21 protein-coding genes and 1 riboswitch are annotated in these 23,190 nt (G+C 26.6%); of the genes, 3 read left to right on the forward strand and 18 right to left on the reverse strand.

The window, feature by feature from the left end; translation table 11 throughout:
* The 13 genes from cbiT to H9660_RS09020 all read right to left on the reverse strand — a co-directional run bounded on the left by cbiT (nucleotide 1) and on the right by H9660_RS09020 (nucleotide 14,118).
* Nucleotides 1-579, reverse strand: a complete 579-nt coding sequence (cbiT, locus tag H9660_RS08960) for a precorrin-6Y C5,15-methyltransferase (decarboxylating) subunit CbiT (RefSeq protein WP_191750036.1) — start codon at nucleotides 577-579, stop codon at nucleotides 1-3.
* Nucleotides 566-1,189 carry a precorrin-6y C5,15-methyltransferase (decarboxylating) subunit CbiE gene (cbiE, locus tag H9660_RS08965; protein ID WP_191750037.1) on the reverse strand — a complete coding sequence of 208 codons (624 nt, stop codon included), beginning with the start codon at nucleotides 1,187-1,189 and terminating at the stop codon, nucleotides 566-568. Before cbiE ends, cbiT begins: the two co-directional genes overlap by 14 nt.
* A complete protein-coding gene (gene cbiD, locus H9660_RS08970; RefSeq protein WP_191750038.1) occupies nucleotides 1,190-2,278 on the reverse strand; it encodes a cobalt-precorrin-5B (C(1))-methyltransferase CbiD in 1,089 nt (362 codons plus the stop codon).
* Between the two features lie 5 nt (nucleotides 2,279-2,283).
* Nucleotides 2,284-2,907 carry a precorrin-8X methylmutase gene (locus tag H9660_RS08975; RefSeq protein WP_191750039.1) on the reverse strand — a complete coding sequence of 208 codons (624 nt, stop codon included), beginning with the start codon at nucleotides 2,905-2,907 and terminating at the stop codon, nucleotides 2,284-2,286.
* A complete protein-coding gene (locus H9660_RS08980; RefSeq protein ID WP_191750040.1) occupies nucleotides 2,907-4,205 on the reverse strand; it encodes a cobyrinic acid a,c-diamide synthase CobB in 1,299 nt (432 codons plus the stop codon). The genes H9660_RS08975 and H9660_RS08980 overlap by 1 nt, the downstream gene beginning before the upstream one ends.
* Nucleotides 4,174-5,031, reverse strand: a complete 858-nt coding sequence (locus H9660_RS08985) for a sirohydrochlorin cobaltochelatase (protein ID WP_191750041.1) — start codon at nucleotides 5,029-5,031, stop codon at nucleotides 4,174-4,176. Before H9660_RS08985 ends, H9660_RS08980 begins: the two co-directional genes overlap by 32 nt.
* Nucleotides 5,032-5,189: 158 nt before the next feature.
* Nucleotides 5,190-5,397: riboswitch (cobalamin riboswitch) on the reverse strand.
* 253 nt (nucleotides 5,398-5,650) lie between these two features.
* Nucleotides 5,651-6,589 carry a hypothetical protein gene (locus H9660_RS08990; RefSeq protein WP_191750042.1) on the reverse strand — a complete coding sequence of 313 codons (939 nt, stop codon included), beginning with the start codon at nucleotides 6,587-6,589 and terminating at the stop codon, nucleotides 5,651-5,653.
* 31 nt (nucleotides 6,590-6,620) lie between these two features.
* Entirely contained in the window at nucleotides 6,621-7,799 is a 1,179-nt protein-coding gene (locus tag H9660_RS08995; RefSeq protein ID WP_191750043.1) for a glycosyltransferase family 2 protein, read from the reverse strand.
* A 26-nt stretch (nucleotides 7,800-7,825) separates the two neighbouring features.
* Nucleotides 7,826-8,743, reverse strand: coding sequence for a hypothetical protein (locus tag H9660_RS09000; RefSeq protein WP_191750044.1), 918 nt, complete (start codon nucleotides 8,741-8,743; stop codon nucleotides 7,826-7,828).
* 3 nt (nucleotides 8,744-8,746) lie between these two features.
* Nucleotides 8,747-9,727: a GDP-mannose 4,6-dehydratase gene (locus H9660_RS09005; protein ID WP_191750045.1), complete on the reverse strand. Its 981-nt coding sequence runs from the start codon at nucleotides 9,725-9,727 to the stop codon at nucleotides 8,747-8,749.
* Complete coding sequence (gene rfbF / locus H9660_RS09010; RefSeq protein ID WP_191750046.1) at nucleotides 9,721-10,485, reverse strand: glucose-1-phosphate cytidylyltransferase; 765 nt, start codon at nucleotides 10,483-10,485, stop codon at nucleotides 9,721-9,723. Before rfbF ends, H9660_RS09005 begins: the two co-directional genes overlap by 7 nt.
* A gap of 22 nt (nucleotides 10,486-10,507) precedes the next feature.
* Nucleotides 10,508-10,738, reverse strand: coding sequence for a hypothetical protein (locus tag H9660_RS09015; RefSeq protein ID WP_191750047.1), 231 nt, complete (start codon nucleotides 10,736-10,738; stop codon nucleotides 10,508-10,510).
* 215 nt (nucleotides 10,739-10,953) lie between these two features.
* Nucleotides 10,954-14,118: a DEAD/DEAH box helicase gene (locus tag H9660_RS09020; protein WP_191750048.1), complete on the reverse strand. Its 3,165-nt coding sequence runs from the start codon at nucleotides 14,116-14,118 to the stop codon at nucleotides 10,954-10,956.
* Between the two features lie 224 nt (nucleotides 14,119-14,342).
* Between H9660_RS09020 and H9660_RS09025 the strand changes: the two genes are divergently transcribed.
* On the forward strand, nucleotides 14,343-15,827 hold the full coding sequence (locus tag H9660_RS09025) for an aldehyde dehydrogenase family protein (RefSeq protein WP_191750049.1): 1,485 nt from the start codon (nucleotides 14,343-14,345) through the stop codon (nucleotides 15,825-15,827).
* A gap of 146 nt (nucleotides 15,828-15,973) precedes the next feature.
* Here the strand turns inward: H9660_RS09025 and H9660_RS09030 are convergent, their stop codons facing one another.
* From H9660_RS09030 to fliB, 4 genes are all read right to left on the reverse strand, one after another.
* Nucleotides 15,974-16,402, reverse strand: a complete 429-nt coding sequence (locus H9660_RS09030) for a DUF4829 domain-containing protein (RefSeq protein WP_191750050.1) — start codon at nucleotides 16,400-16,402, stop codon at nucleotides 15,974-15,976.
* A 41-nt stretch (nucleotides 16,403-16,443) separates the two neighbouring features.
* On the reverse strand, nucleotides 16,444-17,295 hold the full coding sequence (locus H9660_RS09035) for a DegV family protein (RefSeq protein ID WP_191750051.1): 852 nt from the start codon (nucleotides 17,293-17,295) through the stop codon (nucleotides 16,444-16,446).
* Between the two features lie 319 nt (nucleotides 17,296-17,614).
* Nucleotides 17,615-19,009 (reverse strand): hypothetical protein, encoded by a 1,395-nt coding sequence (locus H9660_RS09040; protein ID WP_191750052.1) that lies wholly within the window; start codon nucleotides 19,007-19,009, stop codon nucleotides 17,615-17,617.
* Between the two features lie 95 nt (nucleotides 19,010-19,104).
* On the reverse strand, nucleotides 19,105-20,253 hold the full coding sequence (gene fliB / locus H9660_RS09045; RefSeq protein WP_191750053.1) for a flagellin lysine-N-methylase: 1,149 nt from the start codon (nucleotides 20,251-20,253) through the stop codon (nucleotides 19,105-19,107).
* 326 nt (nucleotides 20,254-20,579) lie between these two features.
* Between fliB and H9660_RS09050 the strand changes: the two genes are divergently transcribed.
* A complete protein-coding gene (locus H9660_RS09050) occupies nucleotides 20,580-20,729 on the forward strand; it encodes an alpha-helical endospore appendage domain-containing protein (RefSeq protein ID WP_191750054.1) in 150 nt (49 codons plus the stop codon).
* Nucleotides 20,719-20,913, forward strand: a complete 195-nt coding sequence (locus H9660_RS09055; protein WP_191750055.1) for a hypothetical protein — start codon at nucleotides 20,719-20,721, stop codon at nucleotides 20,911-20,913. Before H9660_RS09050 ends, H9660_RS09055 begins: the two co-directional genes overlap by 11 nt.
* 125 nt (nucleotides 20,914-21,038) lie before the next feature.
* Here the strand turns inward: H9660_RS09055 and H9660_RS09060 are convergent, their stop codons facing one another.
* Nucleotides 21,039-23,135, reverse strand: a complete 2,097-nt coding sequence (locus H9660_RS09060) for a GGDEF domain-containing protein (RefSeq protein ID WP_191750056.1) — start codon at nucleotides 23,133-23,135, stop codon at nucleotides 21,039-21,041.
* Nucleotides 23,136-23,190: the final 55 nt, after the last annotated feature.

The following is a 23,190-nucleotide window of genomic DNA, read 5'->3' on the forward strand; positions in this document are numbered from 1 at the left end:
TTAAACCTCTCCCTTATAGCAACTAATTATATAAATTGGATTATTAGCTATCATCATATAACTATTTTCTTTACTTTTACTTATGTTTACTGCTGTTATTTCTGTTTCATACTTTAAACTTTTTACCTTTTCAATACCTTTATAAGCATTATTTAATGTTATAAAATTCATAACTAAAGTTCCTTGATTTTTTAATAACAAATCACTTTTTTCAATTAAAAGCTCTAAGTCACCACCAGAACCCCCTATGAATATTGAATCAAAGCTTAATTTATCTTCTATGTACTTATCTAAAATATCTTTAGCTTCTCCCTTTTCTAATAAAACATTGTTAGCTTTAAACTTTTGAATATTTTTAATAGAAGTATTATAAGCCTCTTCATCTCTTTCTATAGAATAAACTTTCCCATCTTTAGCTATCATTGCAGATTGTACTGTTATAGTTCCTGTACCCGAGCCTATATCTAAAACATTAGATTTATCACTTAAATTCATTTTCCAAATAGATAATGCTCTTATATCTTCTTTAGTCATAGGAGCTTTTCCTCTGATAAATTCTTCATCTTTAATTAATCTCATCTTTATCCCCTCTTTCCACTATAATTACTGATAAATCTGAAAAAGATTTATTTATAAATTCATAAGGTTTTCCTTCTAATATAATCTCATTTTCATAAGATAAATTTTCACCTATTATTACATTACAATTTACTTTTTCTTTAATAAGATTTTCACATAACTTTTGAGGTGAATTTTTACTATCACAAAGCCATATGCTAATAATATTTTCCTTAACTTTTTTTATAAATTCTTCTTCTCTTCCATGTAAACTTCCAGTATATGCTCTGCTCCAAGATTTATTAATTTTAGTCATTAAATATTGAAAAGAACTTATTCCTGCTATAACTTCTATTTTGTCATCTATATTTTTGCTTATATATTCAGCTATACCAAAGAAACAAGGATCTCCTGAGGCTATAATTGATATTATTTTTTTATTTTTTAAATCATTTATTATATTTAAAATTTCACTTATCTTTTTAACTTTTATCTTTCTTTTTTCTATAAAGTCTAAAGAATCTATTGCTCTATTAAAGCCTACTATAATATCACTTTTTTCTAATGTATCTAAGGCTTTCTTTGTCATATAATCTCTATTCCCTGGCCCTAAGCCAACAATATAAATCATTTAATTATCCTCCAAAGAATTATATAAAATCTTACAATTTTTAAATCCGTAATACATTACAGCATCACACTTTAGCTCACTATAAGAATATATTTTCATTCTTTCTACTATCTTTCTTCCTATAATTCTATATAGTTCTTCATATCCTTCTCCTAAAAATTCAACAGCTCCCTCAGAAGTTTTTTGGTTTAAAACATTTTTAACAAACTCTATATCATAACCTAATAAAGCAAGTTCTAAAGCAATAACTTCAAGCCTTACATCATTTACCCTACTATGTGTATTAAAACATCCATAGGCTACTTTACTAATCTTTCCTATATGCCCCACTAAAACTATTTCTTTAACCTTTGCCAAAATACAACTTTCTATGGCAAAACCTATAAAATTAGAAGCTATAACTATCTCTTCTTCTTTAAATCCTAAAGATTTTGCACATCTTTCTCCCATATTTCCAAAGGTTATTACTAGTCTTTTATTATTTATAGATTTTTGAGCAATTTCTATTTTTATAGATTCTCTAAGAGATTCTTCTGACATTGGATAAACTATTCCAGTAGTTCCTATAATAGAAATGCCCCCTTCTATTCCAAGTCTAGGATTAAAAGTCTTTTCAGCAATTTTCACTCCTTCTGGTATAGATATTGAAATTTTAACTCCTAAATTTTCTGGAGTAACAGATAACACTTCTTTTTTTATCATTTTTCTTGGAACTGGATTTATAGCATATTCACCAGGCTTTATTGCTAGTCCTTCTTTAGTAACAATTCCAACTCCAATTCCACCTGTTAATTCAAATTTTTCTTTTGATATTTCTGCTTTAGCAAATATCTCTATTCCCTCCGTTGCATCTATATCATCACCAGCATCTTTAATAACAGATGCTTTAACATAATTTTCTCCTCTTTCTATGGAATTTACTTTTATATTTAATTCAATTCCTTTTGGAGTATCAATTTCTATATAATCTAAATCAACATTATTAAATAGCATATATGCTGCTGCTTTAGCTGCTGCTGTTGCTGTTGAGCCAGTTGTATAGCCACATCTTAACTTTTTTCCTCCACTTTCAACGTAAAGATCTAACATACTTTCTACCTTTCAACACACATATACATAAGGGCATTAATTATTGATGCAGCTACTGTGCTACCACCTTTTCTTCCTCTTACTGTAATGTATGGAATATTTAAATCTTTCATATTTTCCTTACTTTCACTAGCTCCTACAAATCCTACTGGAACTGCTACTATTAATTTTGGACTAACTTTTTTCTCTTTTATAAGTTCCTTTAATTTAAATAAAGCAGTTGGAGCATTTCCAAATACAAATATATCCACATTATCTTTAACAGCTTTTTCTACTGCTGCCATAGATCTAGTTATATTTTTTTCCTTTGCTTCTTTATGAACTTCTTCTAAATTTACATAACAAATAGCTTCTGCCTCTAATTTCCTTAAAGCTATTTTATTTATTCCAGAAAGAGCCATATTAGTATCTGTATATATGGTAGGCTTATTCTTTAATATCCTCTTCCCAACTTCTATAAAATTGTCACTCATTTCTATAAGCTCTTCATATTCAAAATCTGCTGTAGTATGTATAACCCTTTTTATTATTTTAAGTTCATCTATACTATAATTATGATTTTTCATTTCTTTTTCTATTATCTCAAAGCTCTTATTTTCTATATCCATAGGATTCTTTACATAACTCATTATTTTTCCTCTTTCCAATTTAAAATATATTTTAAGAATTCTAAATTTCCAAAGAAGTGAACATGGGGATATCCAGCTAAAGTATTATTCTTTTTATACCCACAATTCCAACTTATTTTTTCCTCAGTTAACCCTACTTTCTCAATATCATAAATAGCTTTTTCATTAGTATTAACTTTTGATTTATGGAATTCATGACAATTGATTTTTATATTATGAACATTTATAGTTGCATATCCAAACCTATTTAAAGTTTTTGTCATTTCACTATTTCCATTAAAAAATCCCACTAAATTTTGACCATCTATATTCCCCATTAAGTACATAAGACCACCACATTCTGCATAACAATTTAATCCATTATCTAAAGCATCCTTTATACTTTTTAACATAGATTTATTTTCACTAAGCTTATCTTTAAATATCTCTGGATAGCCTCCTCCTAAATATAAGAAGTCTATATTCTTTGGAAGTTCTTTATCTCTTAAAGGACTGAAATATATAACTTCTCCTATTTCCTCTAATAATTCTAGATTTTCTTTATAATAAAATCTAAAAGCTTCATCATAAGCAACAGCTATTTTCTTATTTATTGGTTTTAAGTGGAAGCTATCCTCGCTCTTTTTTATATCTTTAAAGCTTGAAATTAGTAAATCAACATCCACATATTTTTCTATAAGCTCTGAACATAAATCTATCTTTTCTTTTATATTAGAAACTTCTACACTTTGTACTAACCCTAAATGTCTACTTTCTAATTTAAGCTTTTCATTTCTAGGTATATAACCAAAAACCTTTATCTTACAATGTTCTTCTATTATTTTTTTTAATAAATTATAATAACTCTCACTAATATTATTTAAAACAATTCCTACTATATTGGCATCTCTAAAATCTTTAAGCCCATTTATTTCTGCACATATAGTTAAACTTTGAGCCTTAGGTGTTATTACTAATACTATTGGTGCATTATCAAGCACCTTTGAAACTGAATAAGTAGAATACTCATCTGTCATTCCTTTTCCATCATATAATCCCATAGCTCCCTCAACTATTGCTAAATCACCTTTTCCTCTACTAAAAGATGCTTTAACACCTTCTTCACCCATTAAGAAAATGTCTAAATTTCTTGAAGCTTTGCCAGTTATATCTGTGTGAAATGCTGTGTCTATATAATCTGGTCCAGACTTAAATCCTTGAACTTCATATCCTCTATTTTTTAATACATTCATTAAGCCTAATGTAAATGTAGTCTTTCCTCCACCACTACAATTTGACGAAATTATTAGTGTCTTCATTCTTAATTCCTTTCTTAGTACTTCCTATATTTTTATATCTATCATTTATTACATCTTCTATTCTATCTATATATAAATTTCTAAATTCCTTAACTTCCCCAAGTCCCTTCATAAATAAATTAACCTTGATTCCCTCAGCTTCTAATATAGTTTTCCAAGAATCTTCTTCCTCTGATGCCATATCATTTAAAACATGATCACCTGCTACAACCATTAATGGCATTAATAATACTTCTTTTATATTTTTTCTCTTTAATCTATTTAAAACATTATCTAAACTTGGATATCCCTCTACTGTACCTACAAAAACATTTTCGTAACCTTCATCTTGTAAAACAGATTGTATACATCCATAAACTGATGTTGCTGGATGTGCTGTTCCATGTCCAAATAAAACTACATTTTCATTTTCTTTTAATACCTTATCTATAGATTCAATAAATAAACTATAATCATCTGGAACTCCCTCAACACCTTGATAATAAAAAATAGGTCTTCCAATCTTTATACAAGAAAACTTTTCTTCATACTCTTCCATTACATTTTTTATATAATCATATTCCTCCCCTGGAATTATATGCAATGGCTGAATTATAACTTCATCATATCCATCTATATAAAGCTTTTCTAAAGTTTCTTCCGGTGTTAATACATTAATATTCTTAGTTCCCCTTAACTTTTTAATGATTATATGTGAAGTAAAAGCTCTAAAGATATCATATTCTTTAAAACGTTCCTCTATCTCCTTTTCTATAACCTCAATTGAATTTTTTAATGCATTTTCATAGCTAGTCCCAAAACTAGCAACTATTATAGCTTTTTTCATTTACATCTCCCTATCCCTAAATATTTTTTATTAAAAATAAAAAGCGCCCTTTTTAAGGACGCTAGAAAATTTTTGCACATCAAAAAGCCTTATTAGAAATAATAAAATAACTAATAAAAGCATTCATATTTTCAAATATCTCCTAAGCCTCCCTCCGAAGCATGGTTTAATAATAGGCAGGTCTCCTGACTTAAGCTTCATCCGCCTCTCTACCTTCCCAATTTTCATTACTTCAAATCAGTGGCTTTAATTTAGAGATTTGTCAGCTATTACAGTAGCGGGGGCTGTAGTGGATTCTAACCACTTTCCCTTTTAATTCTAAAATTTAAAATTAAAACTTTAAAAACCTATTACCTTACATATTCATTTTTTATAATTATAACCTTAATCTAGAAAAATTACAAATAATACTAAAACTTATTTAAGGAGTAAGTAAACAAAAAAATTACCTACTTACTCCTTACTAAATTCCCAACTATTCCAACATATACCAGCACCTAATTTTCTTTTGATAATTCATATAACTAAACCTATTTATCATCATTATATGCATTCAATTTTAATTTTCCACCACATATTTCACAAGTAAAACAATTCATTTTCATGAAAATTAGGATAATCATATTTTATAGTTATTCAAATTTACAATATTTTTCTTATCGATAAATCCTGCATTAAACCATGGAAATTCTTTATTTATATTTTCTATTGATTTCGCTAGCCATCTAACATAAGGATCATATATATAATTTATTATATTTTCATCCTCTATATGATAATAAGGACATAAGTTAAATTCTCTTGATCCTAATAACATTAGACCAGAGAAATGGTAAAATATTAGAGGTGAATCATCTAAATAAACAACATTATTCTTTTTTGAAATTTTATAATTTTTAATATTCCACAATGCAGCATTTGCGCCAATAGAATTTACTATATGAACATTTTCAAATATATCAGGCCAATCTTCTACATATCTTTGATCTCCAAAGGTTTTATTAACTATATCATATTCAATAGTACATTTTTTCAAGCACCTATCTCCCCAAAGTTTTACTGCTGCTTTTGCTTCATTATTATTTTTAAATCCCACAAACCCTGTATTATATAATCCGCTTAATTCATAATAGTGCTTAAACTCTTCTGAATTTCTATGATCTATAAGAAAAATTGATGCATTAGGATTCTCATTGAAAATATAATCTAATTCAGAAAAAAAGAATAAATCTGCATCTACATGTGCATAATATTCTGCATTGTTATATTTATTAACAACATAATATAAAAAAATAGGCTTTAGCGTCCAGCAATATTCATGGAATATTCTATTAGACTTAGCTACTTCTAAGTCATAATTATTTTCCTCTATATCATTAATTTGTACTAAAATAATATTTTTAAAAGCTATTTTATTTAATATATGGTAAACAAACTCATCCATACATAGAATGAATAACTTAAAATCACTACAATATTTTTCTAAAGAAACATACATTGGTATTAATTTAAATAAATTTGATTCTGATAAAATCATTGATAAATGATATTTGCTCATAACTCTCCTCCTCTTCAGTACATTTTAGAATTTAATAATAAACATTATAAATGTCTTTTATTAAGGCTAACATAGCTTCTGTAAAGTATTTGATTCCAAATATATCTCTTAAAATTTTAACTTCCATAATTAATTTGTTTACATCTATATCTATAGTTGGCATAACTTTATTTATATCTGTGACACCTTCTATAACGTATCGTCGTCTACATGTCTGAAGTAATTCTAAAAATATATCTAAAAGAGGCCTGAAATAGCTTACAGCTATCATATTATTTATATCTTTAGTTAATTGATGAAAATCATAATCATTAATTGATGTTATTCCAACCGTACAAACTAATATTACATCTAAAAAATAATTATTATTGTATTTTTTACATATATAATTTATATTTTCACGTGTTTCAAATATAGTATTATTGGTAGGATGTTCTTGATGAACGCTTACTATATTTTTATCAAATATAAATTTGCTCCCAGATTTATATAGCCTTATTCCTAAGTCATAGTCTTCAAATCCATATCCAACTATATTTTCATCAAACATTCCTACTTCTATAACTCTGTTTCTTTCTACAGAAGCATTATTAGTTAAAAAAAATCTCCAGGGCAGAAGATAGTCTTTTAATTCATCATTGTGATTTCTCAATATCTCTTTTAGCCCTCGTATAAAATCTGCATCTAAGTCAAAAGATTTATTTAAATAGCTTCCATCTATTATTGATTCAACATCTATTAACGGGTATTTATCTATCATATTAAAATTTTCATCTAGCTTACTCACTGTTTTATCTAAATAATTCTCAATGCTTAATTTTAATTCTTTGTAATAAAAAGTAAAAATCCTTTTCCACAGAATTCCGCATACAACTATATTTTTTTCTTCATGATTTTTTAAATGCCTAGTTATAAAATCTCTACTTGCTATCATATCACTATCATGAAATATTAGAATATCACCAACTGCTCTTCTTATTCCTTCATTTCTTCCACGAGCTATTCCTCTATTCTCTTCAAGTCTAACAAATTTAAAGTCAAATTTAGCTTTAAAATTTTCTAACAACTTTATTGTATTATCATTAGATCCATTATCGACTACAATAACTTCAAAAATATTGAAGTCACAATCTTGATTATTTAAGGATATAAGATTGTAGTATAATCGTTCTTTAGAATTATATGCTGGTATTATAACACTTGCTTTCATTTCGTCTCTTCCCCTTTTAATCTTTTCTAATTATCATCAATAGCAGCTACAGTAATATATTCCTTAAATTCTGGATCTATCTTTTCAACATCATCAATAATTTTTCGTAAAGCTCTTCTATATATCTGATAAATAAATGGCATATTTCCCCTGTCTTGTTCATGAACCTGCCTAATATCATTTTTACTAACTATTCTAAAACCGCTAAAGTGATAAAATATTAATTTGTTGTTATTTACCAATATATTCTCATTTAAAACTGTAAACTTATACTTTAAACAATTCCAATGCCCAATATTTACCCCTTGAGTTGTTATTTCGTAAATATTATTAAATAGGAATGGCATATCATCAAGATATTTTTGATCCCCAAATTTATTATCTTCAGGATTTGAAGTACAACTTTCTATACACATTTTATCCCACCAATTAACACATGCTAGTCCGTCGATATCTTTTTTAAAGCTAATAAATCCCGAGTTAAAATTCCCAGTGAGAGATTGAACAGTATTATTAACCTCTTTCGAATACATAGGCAAAAATACTTCTCCACTAGACAGCAATACAGAAGCATATGGTTGATTTTCAAATATTACATTAGGATTTTTATAAAAAAATAAATCTGAATCTATATAAGTTACCCTTTTAATGGATTCCTCTAAAGTAAGGACATACTTTATAAAGGCAGGTTTTAATGTCCAACAATATTGATTTAATTTTCTTGAAGCTTTGATTTCTAACAAATCTTCTCTATTTAATTCAGAAATTGTTACTAACACTATTTTATCAAAATTTATTTTCTTAAGAAATTCATAGCATTTTTCATCTACACAAAGTATATATACTTTAAAATTATCCATTGTTTTATACAAAGATAAAAAACATGCAATTGCCTGAATTAATCTAGTTCTTGATACAACCATACAAAAAACACTTTCTTGCATTCTTTATCTCTCCTTTTTAAGAAAAGCCTCATACCATTCTATAGTTTTACTTAGCCCCTCATCTATTGTATAATTTGGACTCCATCCTAATACAGTTCTTGCTTTCTTTGCTGATAAATATTGGTGTATTATTTCATTACTTCCTTGATTTAATATTATAGGTTTTATATCACTGCCCATAATCTTCAAGATTTTATTCACTAGTTCTAAAACTGTTAATTGTATTTCATTACTAAAATTAAAAGCTTGTCCCCCTAAATTAAGCTCTACAACTTTTTCGGCTAAATTAATATATGCGTCTACTGCATCCTCTATATAAAAATAATCACGAATAAAACTTCCGTCACTTCTTATTACAGGAGATTCCTTATTTAATATAGATTGAATACTTTGTGGAATAATTCTATTGAAATTTAAATCCCCACCACCGTAAAGATTTCCACATCTTGTAATACATACTGGTAGATTATAAGTCTCGTAATAAGTTTGAGCAATTAAATCTGCACAACTTTTTGAAACATCATAGGGGTGCTTTCCTTGAAGTGGCATATTTTCATCATATGGAAGTTTTTCTTGATCTCCATAAGCTTTATCACTAGATGCTACTATTACTTGTTTAATTAATGGACTTTTTCTTGCTGCCTCAAGTATATTCCAAGTTCCTTCTATATTAGATTTAAAAGTTCCTAATGGGTTTCTATTTGCAACTCCAACAATAGCTTGGGCTGCTAAATGAAATACTGTATCTATCTCATATTCTCCAAGTGTTCTTTCTATTAATAAATAATCTTCTAACATACCGTGTACAACATTAACCTTTTTATATTCTTCTCCAATATATATATTAGATTGTGGTATATAATCTCTTAATAAGATAGTTACATTAGCCCCATAGTTTACTAATTTTTTAACTAAATAACTTCCTAAAAATCCAGTACCACCAGTTACAAAAACATTTTTATTATTCCAAAACTTATTTACCATATTTTCCAATCTCCTCTTCCTTCGTTCCAAATTTTATTTACATTATTTATATCATTTAAAGTGTCCATAGCAGTCCAAAAACCATTATGAATATATACCGCTAATTCATTATCTTTAACTAATTTTTTTAATGGATTTTGTTCTAAAACGCATGTTGTATCATTTTCCAAATAATCAAATATTTCCGGCTCAAAAACAAAAAATCCACCATTTATTATTCCATCAGTACTCTTCTTTTCATCAAAAGATTTAGCTAATCCATCTTCTATAGTTAAAATCCCATATTGACTTTTCTTATATATCCCTGTAACTGTGGCTATTTTTCCTTGTTCTTTATGAAATTTTAATAATTCATCTATATTTATGTCTGCTAATCCATCTCCATAAGTTAACATAAATGTTTCATTTCCAATATACTTTTGAGCTCTCTTTAATCTTCCACCTGTCATCGTTTCAATACCTGTATCAATAAAATTTATCCTCCATGGTTCTGGTTCAGAATATATATTAATATCCCCATTTTTCATATCTAAAAGAAAACTTCTAGTCTTCCATGAATAATCTATAAAATATTCTTTTATTTTTTCTCCCTTATATCCTAACAAAAACATAAAATCATTAAACCCATAATGACTATATATTTTCATTATGTGCCATACTATTGGCATATTCCCAACCTCACATAAAGGCTTAGGTATATTCATTGTTAACTGACTCATTCTAATTCCTTTTCCTCCAGCAAGTATAACAATTTTCATCTTTTGCCCTCCATTTTTTTATTTAATTAGTTTTGTTATTTTTCAAATCCCATATCGAATCAAGGTCTAAATATCCACAATGATTGTATTCATCGTATAAAATTATAAATACCAAAATACTTATACACCTATCATATAGCCTAGAAGTTACTATCTCATGACTTATTTTTATAATAATTTTATCTTTGATAAACTCATTAATTTCACATTCTAATCTTCCTATATTTGTACCTTTAAATATCTTTACTTTCATTGTATTTCCCCATTCTTACAAGTTTTCATAATATATATTGTTCATAAAATTTTATAGTGCTACTGATTTTTATTTCTTATATTATAAATACAGATATTTCTCTAAGAACACATTTATTTCATCTATATTGAGTTCCAATAATGAAGGAAATAGAAAAATCATTATCTCTCTGTTTAAATAAAAAAAGCCACAATTATGTGACTTTTTACTCTTAATTATATAACTATTGATTTATTTGCTTTATTTATCATTTTAGCTGGGATCTCTTCATGTAGCTCCCATATAAAGCTAATTGGTTTATTTCCAGTATGACTTCTATATTCACAAGTCCCTAAATAAGTGAAAGGTGATGTTAAACCATCTTTAGTTTTATATTCTCTAACAAATAAAGCTATTTTATTTCCTGTTTTTAAGTGATTAATATATCTTTGTCCTGTTACACTTTCAACTGAAGTTTTTGATTGACTTTGCCAATGAAATAATTTTTCATTTATCGCATAATCTTCATATAATGTTGAAGGTGAAAAATCTTTATCACTTTTATTTAGTGTAATAAAGAATATATCTATTTTTTTATTTTCAAAGTACTTAACACCTTCTCTAAATGCAGGCTTTTTCTCTTCATTATAATAATCAAAGGCAGCCATTATTACATCCGTTGAATAATCACAATGTAAATCTAAAGGACATTCAAATCCTAACTCTACTTTTTTATCTACAAATTCTAAATGCTTATAATTATAACTTAATATATCACAAGCTTCCTTCATCATAATTTTATTGCTAAGTAATTTATTAATACCTTCTTTTAATGAAGATAAACCTATCTTTTTAGGTGAATCGTTATAGAAAATATAATACATCATATTAAGCATTAAACTTTCTTCTTTATTAAATTCAACATTATTAATATTATCATTCTTTATTAAATTAATAATAAATTCTATAAATCTTCTTGAATTTATTATTAATAAATTACTTAACTTCTTTGTTATTTCTTCTTCATTACTATCATTAAAATCTTCTTTTTCTCCTGCTAATACACATAATCTAGAAAAGCTTCTATCTCTAGACTTTCCATAAAAATCTACTAAGGATAAGTTATGATAATCTAAAAAGTTTTCTAAGGTTAATTCTAAATCAGTATCTATTTTAAATGCTCTAATCTTATTAATTAAATTTATCTTAGTATTGGCTGATGATTTTATGTTTCTTAAAATATATTCTTTAGCTTCCTTTTCTAAATGAATATAACAACCTTTTGGTAAAGTTAGAAATCCACCTTCAATATATTCTTTTACTGATTTATTACTTCTTCCAATTAAAGCTCTAAACTTTTCTTCAAAATCATAATTTTTATGAGCTTGCCCAACGAAATCTAAAACAGTTAAGCATTCTTTATCTTCATGAAGTCTTAAGCCTCTTCCAAGCTGTTGCAAAAATACTGTTAAACTTTCTGTCGGCCTTAAAAATAGTATTGTATTTATTTCTGGTATATCTACACCTTCATTATATAAATCTACAACAAAAATAAATTTAATTTCTTTATTTACTAATTTACTCTTAGCTTCTCTTCTTTCATCTTTTCCACTTTCATCCGTTAATGCTATAGATTTAATTCCAAATTCATTAAATCTTTTAGCCATAAATTTTGCATGCTCTTTACTTACACAAAAACCTAAACCTATAACCTCATTAATATCAGTTACATATTTATTTAAAGCATTTATTATTTCATTTACTCTTATATCATTATTTGTATAAACTTTATCTAAATCGCTTATATTATATCCTTTTCTTTGCCATTTTATCTTTGATAGATCTACTGAATCAGATACAGCAAAATACTGAAAAGGACTTAAAAGCTTTCTGTCAATAGCCTCTGGTAGCCTTATTTCTCCTGAAATTCTATCTTCAAAATATTTAAATATATCCTTATTATCCCCTCTTTCTGGAGTTGCTGTTAATCCTAATAAAACCTTTGGCTTATAATAACTTAATAATCTTTGATAAGAAGGAGCTGCTGCATGGTGAAATTCATCTACTATAATAAAATCATAGTAATCCTCTGTAGTTATTTCACATAAATCCTTACTATTTAAACTTTGAATAGAAACAAATAAATGCTCTAAACTATGTGGAATATTTCCGCCTACCATTAAATCTCCAAAGTTATTATCTTTAAGAATTGCTCTAAAAGTATCTCTTGCTTGTCTAAGAATTTCTTCTCTATGAACAACAAACAACAATTTATTTATTTTCCCCTTATTTTCTCTACAAAAATTTTTATAATCAAAAGCTGAAATTACTGTTTTACCTACTCCAGTTGCTGCAATAACAAGATTTTTATTTTTATTAAATATTTCTCTTTCAACCCTTAACTTATCTAATATTTCCTTTTGATAAGCATAAGGTCTTATATCAAAAGAAAAATTTAATTCTTCGTCATCAATTTTCTTTTCCTTATTTAAAGATCTCTTTAATATGTTTCTATCTTCATCAGTTCCTAAATAAGCAACAAATTCACCGTCATTCCAATAGCTTTCAAAGGTAGCTTCAAACTTCTTTATAATATCAAAGGAATCCTGTTCAGTTATTTTTATATTCCATTCGAGTCCAGAAGTTAAAGCAGCATTAGAAAGATTCGAAGAACCAATATATGCAGTAGTAAAGCCTGTATCTCTTTTAAACATATAAGCCTTTGCATGAAGTCTAGTTCTTTCTGTATCATAAGATATCTTAATTTTTGTATTAGGTAACTTACTTAATTCATATATCGCTTTTACATCAGTAGCTCCCATATAAGAAGTTGTAATTATCCTTAATTTCTTTCCAGACATGGTAGCTTCTCTAAGACTATCAATTATACATCTAAGACCACTCCACTTTACAAAAGAAACTAATAAATCAATAGAATCAGAAGTTATTATTTCCTTATTTAATTCACCAAGCATATTAGGCTCTAAGGAAGTACCTGTAAACAAAGAGCTTTGAGATAAAGGAGTTACAGGTCTTACTATACTCTCCTTCTTTAAAGCCTTCTTATTATTAACCTTACTATATAAAGCATTAAGAATTTCACCATTCTTATCTATTTCATACCTTTTAATATCATCCTCATTAGACACTTCACTTAATCTGTTAATAATATCATTACAAGCCTCTATTTGCTTTAATAGCTTATCACTATCTTCCTTTTCCTTATCTCTTATATAATTTAAAGATTTTCTAATTACTTGAGCTATGTATTGAGAAAGAATTGCCTTTGCCTCTTCATTATCTATTTTACTTTTATCTATAATAAATTTTTCATGCTCTAAAGCTTTAAGTTGTTCTTGTATTTCACTATTAATTACTTGCTCATATAAACCTTGCTTCAATAAATTCACCACCATTTTTATTATATAATAATTAATATTTTATCATATTTGTATCATTATGGATATTTAGCTTTTTAAAAATCATAATAATAAATCGTAAGAATCATTTGTCTATATAAATTCTTATATAGACATTTGTTAAATAATTATTTAAATTGAACTTTAAATTCATAGTGTTACAATTAAATTATAACTAAAATGTATATAAAAGGAATGGTGATTATATGAAGGTTAATTTACAAGAAAAATATAAATTATTTATTAATGGAGAATGGAAAGATTCTTCTGATAATGTAACTCTTAAAACTTACAATCCAGCTACTGGGGAACTTTTAGCCGAAATAGCAGATGCTACAGAAGAGGATGTAAATGCTGCAGTAGATGCTGCAAGAAATGCTTTTACTTCATGGAGTAAGACTACTCCAATAGAAAGAGCAACTATATTAAATAAAATTGCTGATATAATTGATGAAAATAAAGAATATTTAGCTACTATCGAAGCTATGGACAATGGAAAACCTATTAGAGAAACAACAGGTGCCGATATTCCATTGGCAGCAGATCATTTCAGATATTTTGCTGGAGTTATTCGTGCAGATGAGGGTACTGCAACAATTCTTGATGAAAATACATTAAATATAATATTAAGAGAGCCTCTTGGTGTTGTTGGACAAATTGTACCTTGGAACTTCCCTTTCTTAATGGCAGCTTGGAAACTAGCTCCATTATTAGCTGCAGGAGATGTTTCAGTATTCAAACCATCAAGTACTACTTCATTAAGTGTATTAGAACTTATGAGATTAATACAAGATGTTATTCCTAAGGGAGTAATTAATGTAATTACTGGTAGAGGTTCAAAAAGTGGTGAATATCTCCAACATCATAAAGGTATTGATAAATTAGCCTTTACTGGTTCTACAGAAGTAGGTAGACAAATTGGAATTTCTGCAGCAGAACGTATTATTCCTGCTACTTTAGAGCTTGGTGGAAAGTCAGCCAACATATTCTTTAGTGATGCAAATATGGATATTGCTCTTGAAGGTATTCAACTAGGAATTTTATTTAATCAAGGACAAGTTTGTTCTGCAGGATCTAGAATATTTGTACAAGAAGATTTCTATGATGAATTTATTGAAAAAGCCATAGAAGCTTTTGAAAAAGTTAAGGTTGGTAATCCATTAGATATTAATACTCAAATGGGTGCACAAGTTAGTGAAGCTCAACTTAATAAAATTCTAAGCTATATAGAAATAGGTAAACAAGAAGGTGCTAAAGTAGCTACTGGTGGAGAAAGATTTATTGAAGGTGATGCTAAAAATGGATACTTTATGAAACCTACATTATTGACAGATGTTACTAATGATATGAGAGTTGCTAGAGAAGAAATCTTTGGACCAGTAGGTGTTGTTATTGAATTTAAGACCGAAGAAGAAGTTATTGCTATGGCCAATGATAGTGACTATGGTTTAGGTGGCGGAGTATTTACTCGTGATATAAATCGTGCTGTTAGAGTTGCAAGAGGAATAAGGACAGGCCGTGTATGGGTAAACACTTATAATTCTTTCCCTGCTGGTGCAACCTTTGGTGGATATAAAGAATCAGGAATAGGCAGAGAAACTCATAAGACTATCTTAGAAGCTTATACTCAAAAGAAAAATATTATAGTTAATTTATCTGAAACTCCTGGTGGAATGTATGTAAAAAAATAAACATATAATAGTTTAATTATTAATCATATATAAAACTCATTACAAATTATTATATTTTAACTACTGACTTAATAATATAACAAAAGCTGATAATCTCATTACTAATGAAGGTTATCAGCTTTTTTTAATATGATATTAGGTACCTATTAATATCCAAAGTCATCAATTTCCCAATCACTATTTTTATCATTTCTTATTAATATCCATTTATAATTTGAATATGTTGTATTGGGAGTTAATACAGGATTGTCTCCAGATCCATCAACATCAAAGTTTGATAATATTATAATTAAATTTTCTACTTTAACTCCATTTATTGACCCATTTCCATTTTCTAAGTATTCTTCAATTAGATAATTAGACTTTTTTTCATCATACCACACTGTTGTTAAAGTAGCTCCTGGAAAACTAAAATTATCTTTTACACATTGAATAGCTTCTTCTATTTCATCTTTAGAAAATTTGCTAGATTGACTTATTTCAATTGAAATATCATTTGAAATCTTATCTTTATTACATGAAACCAAAGAAAAACTTAATAAAAGAAAACAGAAAATTAAACTAATTTTTTTCATATCTTATACATAACCTCCAACTAATATACCCGTATATAAAATTACTTAGAAAATCCTACAATTCCAAAGGAACCTGGTCCTCCATGAGTAGTAATTACATTTCCTGTTTGCATCCATCTAATAATTTTAAATCCTATTTCCTTTGCTTTATCTTCAGCTGCTTTCTTAACTGTTTCTGATAATCCTATAGACCACAGCATATATACTTCTTTTTTATCTAAATTTTTTATATAGCTATATTCTTCTATTAGTTTTGGAACTATTTTCTCCATTTTTCCTCTATACTTTTTCTTAGCTACTAAGTATCCATTTTCTATTTCAATTGAAGGATGGATACTTAGTATCTTACCTGCAATAAAGACTGCATTACTCACACGGCCTCCAGCTCTAAGATACTCTAATTCATCAGGAATAAAAGTCATCTTACAACTATTACATATATTTTTTACTTCCTTTACTAATTCCTCCATAGTAACGTTAGGATTTTCTTTTAAATATCTTGCTGCTTGAATTACAACGGCTCCTTGACCAACAGATACCTGCTTAGTATCAATACTTGTAACATAATCTCTATCCTCTGCTGCTATCAAAGCACTCTGATATGAACAAGTTGTTACTGCTGAATATGCCAAATGTAATATCTGTTTATCTGGATATAATCTATGAATTTCATCAAAGACTTTTATAAAATCCTGTGGTGAACTTCCACTTGTCTTTGGTATTTTATTTGTATTATTGTAATACTCACAAATTTTTTCAACTGGGAAAGTTCCATCATCAAAAGTAGTATCTCCCATAGTAACATGCATTGGAACAAGGAAAATCCCCATTTCTTCTGCAATATCTTTTGGAATATCTGAACCTGTTTCTGCCACTAATATAATATTATTCACTTTCATCACCCTTCTATCATCTAATTATTTTATATTATTAAAGTTATTTAATTTTTAATTATTAAAGAAATAAATATAATATGGTCTATTGTATGTCACTCTAATATTTTCAAATATAAACCAATATTTCTTTTGTAAATAATTAACTAAACATCCATAAATATATTATACCATTCTTTTTATTATTTCATATTTTTTATAATCTTATAGCTTATAAAATTAAAAACCAAGAAGTTATCTTCTCGGTTTTTCCAATATAATATTCTATTTTCTATAAAATTTTATCTTTATAAATACAGTACTCTTTTTTATTTAACTTTTAAATTATTAATATTGCTACAATAGTAGTAACAATCAATCCAATTATAACAGGTTTAAGATTTTTCTTAGTAAGTTCAAATGGATCAACACCACATATAGCAGCTACAGGTATTACAGCCCAAGGAACTAAAGTTCCTCCACCAACCCATATTCCTGATATTTGTCCTAAAGCTGTGAATGTTGCTATTCCTCCACCAAGAGCAGTTGAGAATATTTTGGCAATAGATCCAACTAATGATATTCCTGAAAAACCTGAACCATCCAACCCTGTAATGGCTCCTACAACAGTAAGCGTACTTGCTGAAACAGTTGAGTTTAGAGGTACTATATTTGCAAGAGCAAGACCTAAATCATTTACTATACCGTTAGAAGTTTTATTAAGTATTTCTCCAAATACTTCATTAAAAGCTGAATCTCCTAAGTAGAAAAATGCTGCAACTGGTATTACAATACCAAAGATTTTAAAACCAAACTGTAGACCTTTTACAAGATCATTTGTTATTTTTTCAAGAGCTTCTCCCTTATAAGTTATTATAGAAATTAAGCTTAATATAAATACTGCAGTACCACCTATAAGAGCAGTTGCATCTCCCCCTTGAAGGTTTGCCTTAAACATTATAAATATATCTATAGAAAATAATATTACAATAAACAAAGCTAATAATCTTCTTAATTTTTGAGAAGATATAAGCATTTTTTTATCATTCTTATTTTCATCATCTATATTATATTCATTAGATATTACCCCTGATTTAATATCCTTTCTAAGAAAATAGAATGCAGAAACTGTAGTAACAATCCCCATTGTTATTGTAAGAGGAATACTTGCTGAAATAACACTTGATACAGGTATTCCAGCTGCATCAGCAGTAATTTTAGGAGCTGCTTGAATTATATAATCACTTGATAAAGCAATACCATGTCCAAACAAATTCATAGATATAGCTACTCCAATGGCTGGAAGTCCCGCTTTCTTAGCAATAGGTAAAAATATAGCACCTATAAGTGCTACTGCTGGTGATGGCCAAAAGAACCAAGACATAATCATCATAGTTATTCCAATAACCCAATAAGCAATCCAGTAATTCTTAATTACCCCCTTAAAAGGAGCTACTATCTCATTATTTATACCAGAATCCATTAAAATACTACTCATAGCTGTTATGACCGAAATAATAAGTATAGTTGGCATTAGTTCTTTTGTAGCATATACAAGACTATTAAAGATACCCATAACAGCCTCATAAAGTGATTGCGTTCCAATAAATCCTATAACAAATATCCCCAATAAACAAATTAAGGATATATCTTTCTTCATTATCATTGCAATTATAATAACAATGATAAAGATAAGATAAATGTAGTGTAGTGGTGTTAGTGTTACGTTTATCATGTCCCTCTCCACTTTATTAATTATTATAGTATTAATTTATGCTACAAATTTTACCTAGTTACAGAATTATTGTCATAAAAAGACAAATGTATCTATCAGCTTAAAATCAAGGCAGATATATAATTGAATTCCAATATTTCACTTTCAAACATATCTAATAAAAATTCTATTACAGCCTCAGAATTATTTCCTATAATTCTTGAAAAAATCACAACGTAATCTTTTATTTCCTGAATATTAATTTCCTTTGTTACATTAATACAATATCTTAAAAATAAAGCATGTCTTATTAATAAGTATTCTAATATAATTATTTCAAAAGAAATAATCATCTCTTCTAAATCATCACTAGTACAATTACTTAAAACCTTTGATACAATACAATTTTCAATTAAATTATCATATTTTTTAAATAAATCCTTAAAGTTATTCCATTCCTTAAAAAGATTTTTTATACTAATTTTCTCAGTAAAATTATAAATATCCTTTAAATACTCTTTAAAAATAGAGACATTTCTATAGTTTTCTATTATATCTATAAATAATGAATTTATTTCTTTTAAATCTCCTATAGTGTCTTTATTTTCATATTCCTTATATTTATCTAATTCTTCTTTTATATAATTTTTAGATTTATATTTTTCTAAAAGTTCTATTAAATCTTCATAAGTTAAATCATCACTATTAAGCATATTAAAAAGCATATCATAGGAAATAATAAGTTTATTCTCTATACTTATATCTTCTTTTTGAAGTATATTAACTAAACTTTCCCTTATTTTTAAACAACCTAACTCTTCAATATAAGAGAGAGATTCATTAAAATCTATATAAATTTTATCTTTCATATCACTAATTATGTTAACTACTTCAGGACAAGAACAAGATAAGGTAAGTTCTTTTACATCCTCAAAATCATTTTCTATTCTAGGAAAGGTTCTACAAGTTGAAGATAAATATTCATCACCATGATTTATGACTATATTACATAAACCCTCATTGCTTAAGAAAGGACATCCCCCTTTTGTTTCCTTCTTAATTAAGTATTTATTTTCTCCATAACTTTTTACAAACCTTACATTATCTAAAATATAATTAAGATTATCTTTTTCTCTCCATTTATTATAAGTCTTAGTATCTACATTGATATCCCATCCTCTACAACAAGTAAAATTGCATTTATCTGCTGTACACTTAAATTGATCATATCCTTTTATCTTTAAAGTATTTTTTATTTTATTCATATCATAACTCCAAATTAAATTTAGTTTTAATATAACTATTATAATAAACTTTCTTTATTTTATATTGTCTTTTATAAATTTAAAATTAATTTTTTTAAGAAAGTAGAATACTATATAGTACCCCACTAATATTAATAAACCTTATTCCTTTATTATGGATTTGAAGTATTCTTTATTTTTTAATAGAATCATTTCTTAAAGGGTTGCTGATAATAAAATTATCGCCCCCTTTTAAGAATATATTATAAATTTATAAATATGTTAAATAGGACAATATATAGATATGCTGTATAATCTCCTATCTCATATTATAAGGAGGTCTTAAAATGTCAATGCCTAATATTCCTAATATAACTCCAATTATTAATATAAATAGGGAAAAAGCAATTAATATGTTAATGGCCTCTATAGCTATGGAAGAGATGGGACTAGCTAATATTATTTATAATAAAAGGAAAAGGAGTTATGTCCTTTAATTCTCAAGGAAAATTATTACAACAATCTACTGTAGATTTTACCTGTACAATTTTAGACTATAAATCTACTCAAAAACTACGTATGGTTACAACATCTTCTAATAGTTTATTTAATTATGATAGTGATATAGTTTTAATTAAATCAGGTTATTTAAAAATAGATAAGTATATTCCTTATAAATAAGAATTTAGTATGTATTAAATTTAATAAATTACATTTAAATATTTTATAATAGATATTTTTATAAAAATTGTAATAACCCTCGAAAATATATTTCTACCTTATCGAGGGTTTAATAACTAAAATAATTATTCTTTAATAACTACGACTTTATTTTTCCCAGTATTTTTAGCTTTATATAATGCCATATCTGCCAAATTTATAAGATTATCTATGGATTCTTTTATTGCCTCTTTATAAACTACTCCTATGCTACAAGTAACACTAATAAATTCTCCTAAATTATTTTCTACAGGAGAATTTTCAATATTGCTTCTTATCCTTTCTGATATAGATATATAATCTTTTTTGGAATTACCGTTAAAAAACACTATAAACTCTTCTCCACCATATCTTCCAACAACATCATTTTTTCTTATAGATTTGCTTATTACATCAGCTATATTTTGAATAACCTTATCTCCAAATTGATGTCCATGAGTATCATTTATGCATTTAAAGTCGTCTATATCAATCATCATGATAGATATTGGCTCTTTATTTCTCATCATAATATCATAAATTTCATTTCCTTCCTTTAAAGCTTCTCCTTTATTCAATATTCGTGTTAAATAATCATGTCTGGCAAAATATTTTACTTCTTTATATAATCTTGAATTTTCTAAAGCTATTGCAATAAAAGATGATATTATTTTTATTGTGTTTAAATCCTTTAAATTATATTTTCCCTTTTCATAACTTTGTACTGAAAATGAGCCTATAGGTTTATCATTAATAGTTAAAGGAATAAATATTGCTGAATTACACCTTCTATTATTTGTAGGAAACCTATTTTCTCTATTAATCTTTTTTTCTATATTAAGATATTTATAATATTCATTCTGAATATCATTAATTAGAATTTCCTTATTCTGTTTTATACAATATCCATTAAAACTTTCTTCATTTATTGATATTGTAGGTATCTCTACTCTATTTCCTTCTTCTAAACATAGTAAAAATTCAAATTCATCTTTATCTTCCTTATATAATCCGATTTGAACTATATTATAATCTATTAAATTACTTATTTCCTCTACTATTATATTTAATATATTTTCTTTTTCTAAATTAGATGTTATTTTTTGTCCAAATTTATATATGTTATCTGTTTGAATATATAAACTTTTATAAGTTCTATTTTCTTCTTCCTTAGCTTTATTTATTTCTTTAATTTTTTCACTTTTTAATTCCTTTTGTATCTTTTTATCTATATCTATATATTTCTCTAAATAATCTATTGATCTCTTATAATTTTTTATTCCTTTATAAGCCAAACTTAGCTTATTATATATTTCTCTTAATTCATTTTTATAATAATTATTTATTATATTTTTGCCAGCCTCTTCAAGATTCTCTATTGCTAATCTATAATTTTTTCTCTTTAACTCCAGATCTCCTAAAGTCATTAAAATAGATAAATTTCCTATATTATCTTTTTTATCTTTAATATATTCCCTAGCTTCATTTAGTTTGTCCACAGCAATATCAAAGTCACCTTTATCTATATAAACATTCGCCAACTCTGATAAAATATTGGGAATTAAGTAATTAAATTTACTTTCTTTTGCAATTGCATAAGCTTTTTCTTCATACTTTATAGCATCATCTTTATTTCCTAATTTAAATTCACATATACCTCTATTTAAACTATTTAATATTTGATTTTCTTTATTAGCCATATATCCTATTGTTTCCATATCATCATACAATTCTATTGCCTTTTCATATTCACCTATTTCCTCATATACTCCTAACATATTAGTTTTTAATCTAGCAAGTCCTTCGTAATTATTTTCTTCACTTGCAAGTTTTATTCCCTTAATCCCAAACTCAATAGCTATATCAAATTTTTGTTGTTTTACATTTGCTATAAACATTCCATTTATAGCAAATACCATTCCTTCATTATCATTTATACTTTCAAATCCCTTAAAAGCAATTTCATGATATTCTATAGATTTATCTAGATTTAATAAATCATAATTTAATCTACCTATATAATGATAAAACCAAGAACAAGCCTTTATAAGATTATTTTCTTTGCAAAATTTTATAAAAAATATATATATTTCTTTAGCTTTATCAGCCTCTATTTCGTTTATTTTTTCACATATATTTTTTGAATAATTTTCATCGTTCATTAATTCATTTAAATCTTTATTACTTATAGTATATAAACTCATATACCCTCCACTTTTTATACTTACTATGAATCATACTATGTATAATTTTATCTAA

The sequence above is a fragment of the Clostridium gallinarum genome (assembly GCF_014836325.1).
GTDB classification, from domain to species: domain Bacteria; phylum Bacillota; class Clostridia; order Clostridiales; family Clostridiaceae; genus Clostridium; species Clostridium gallinarum.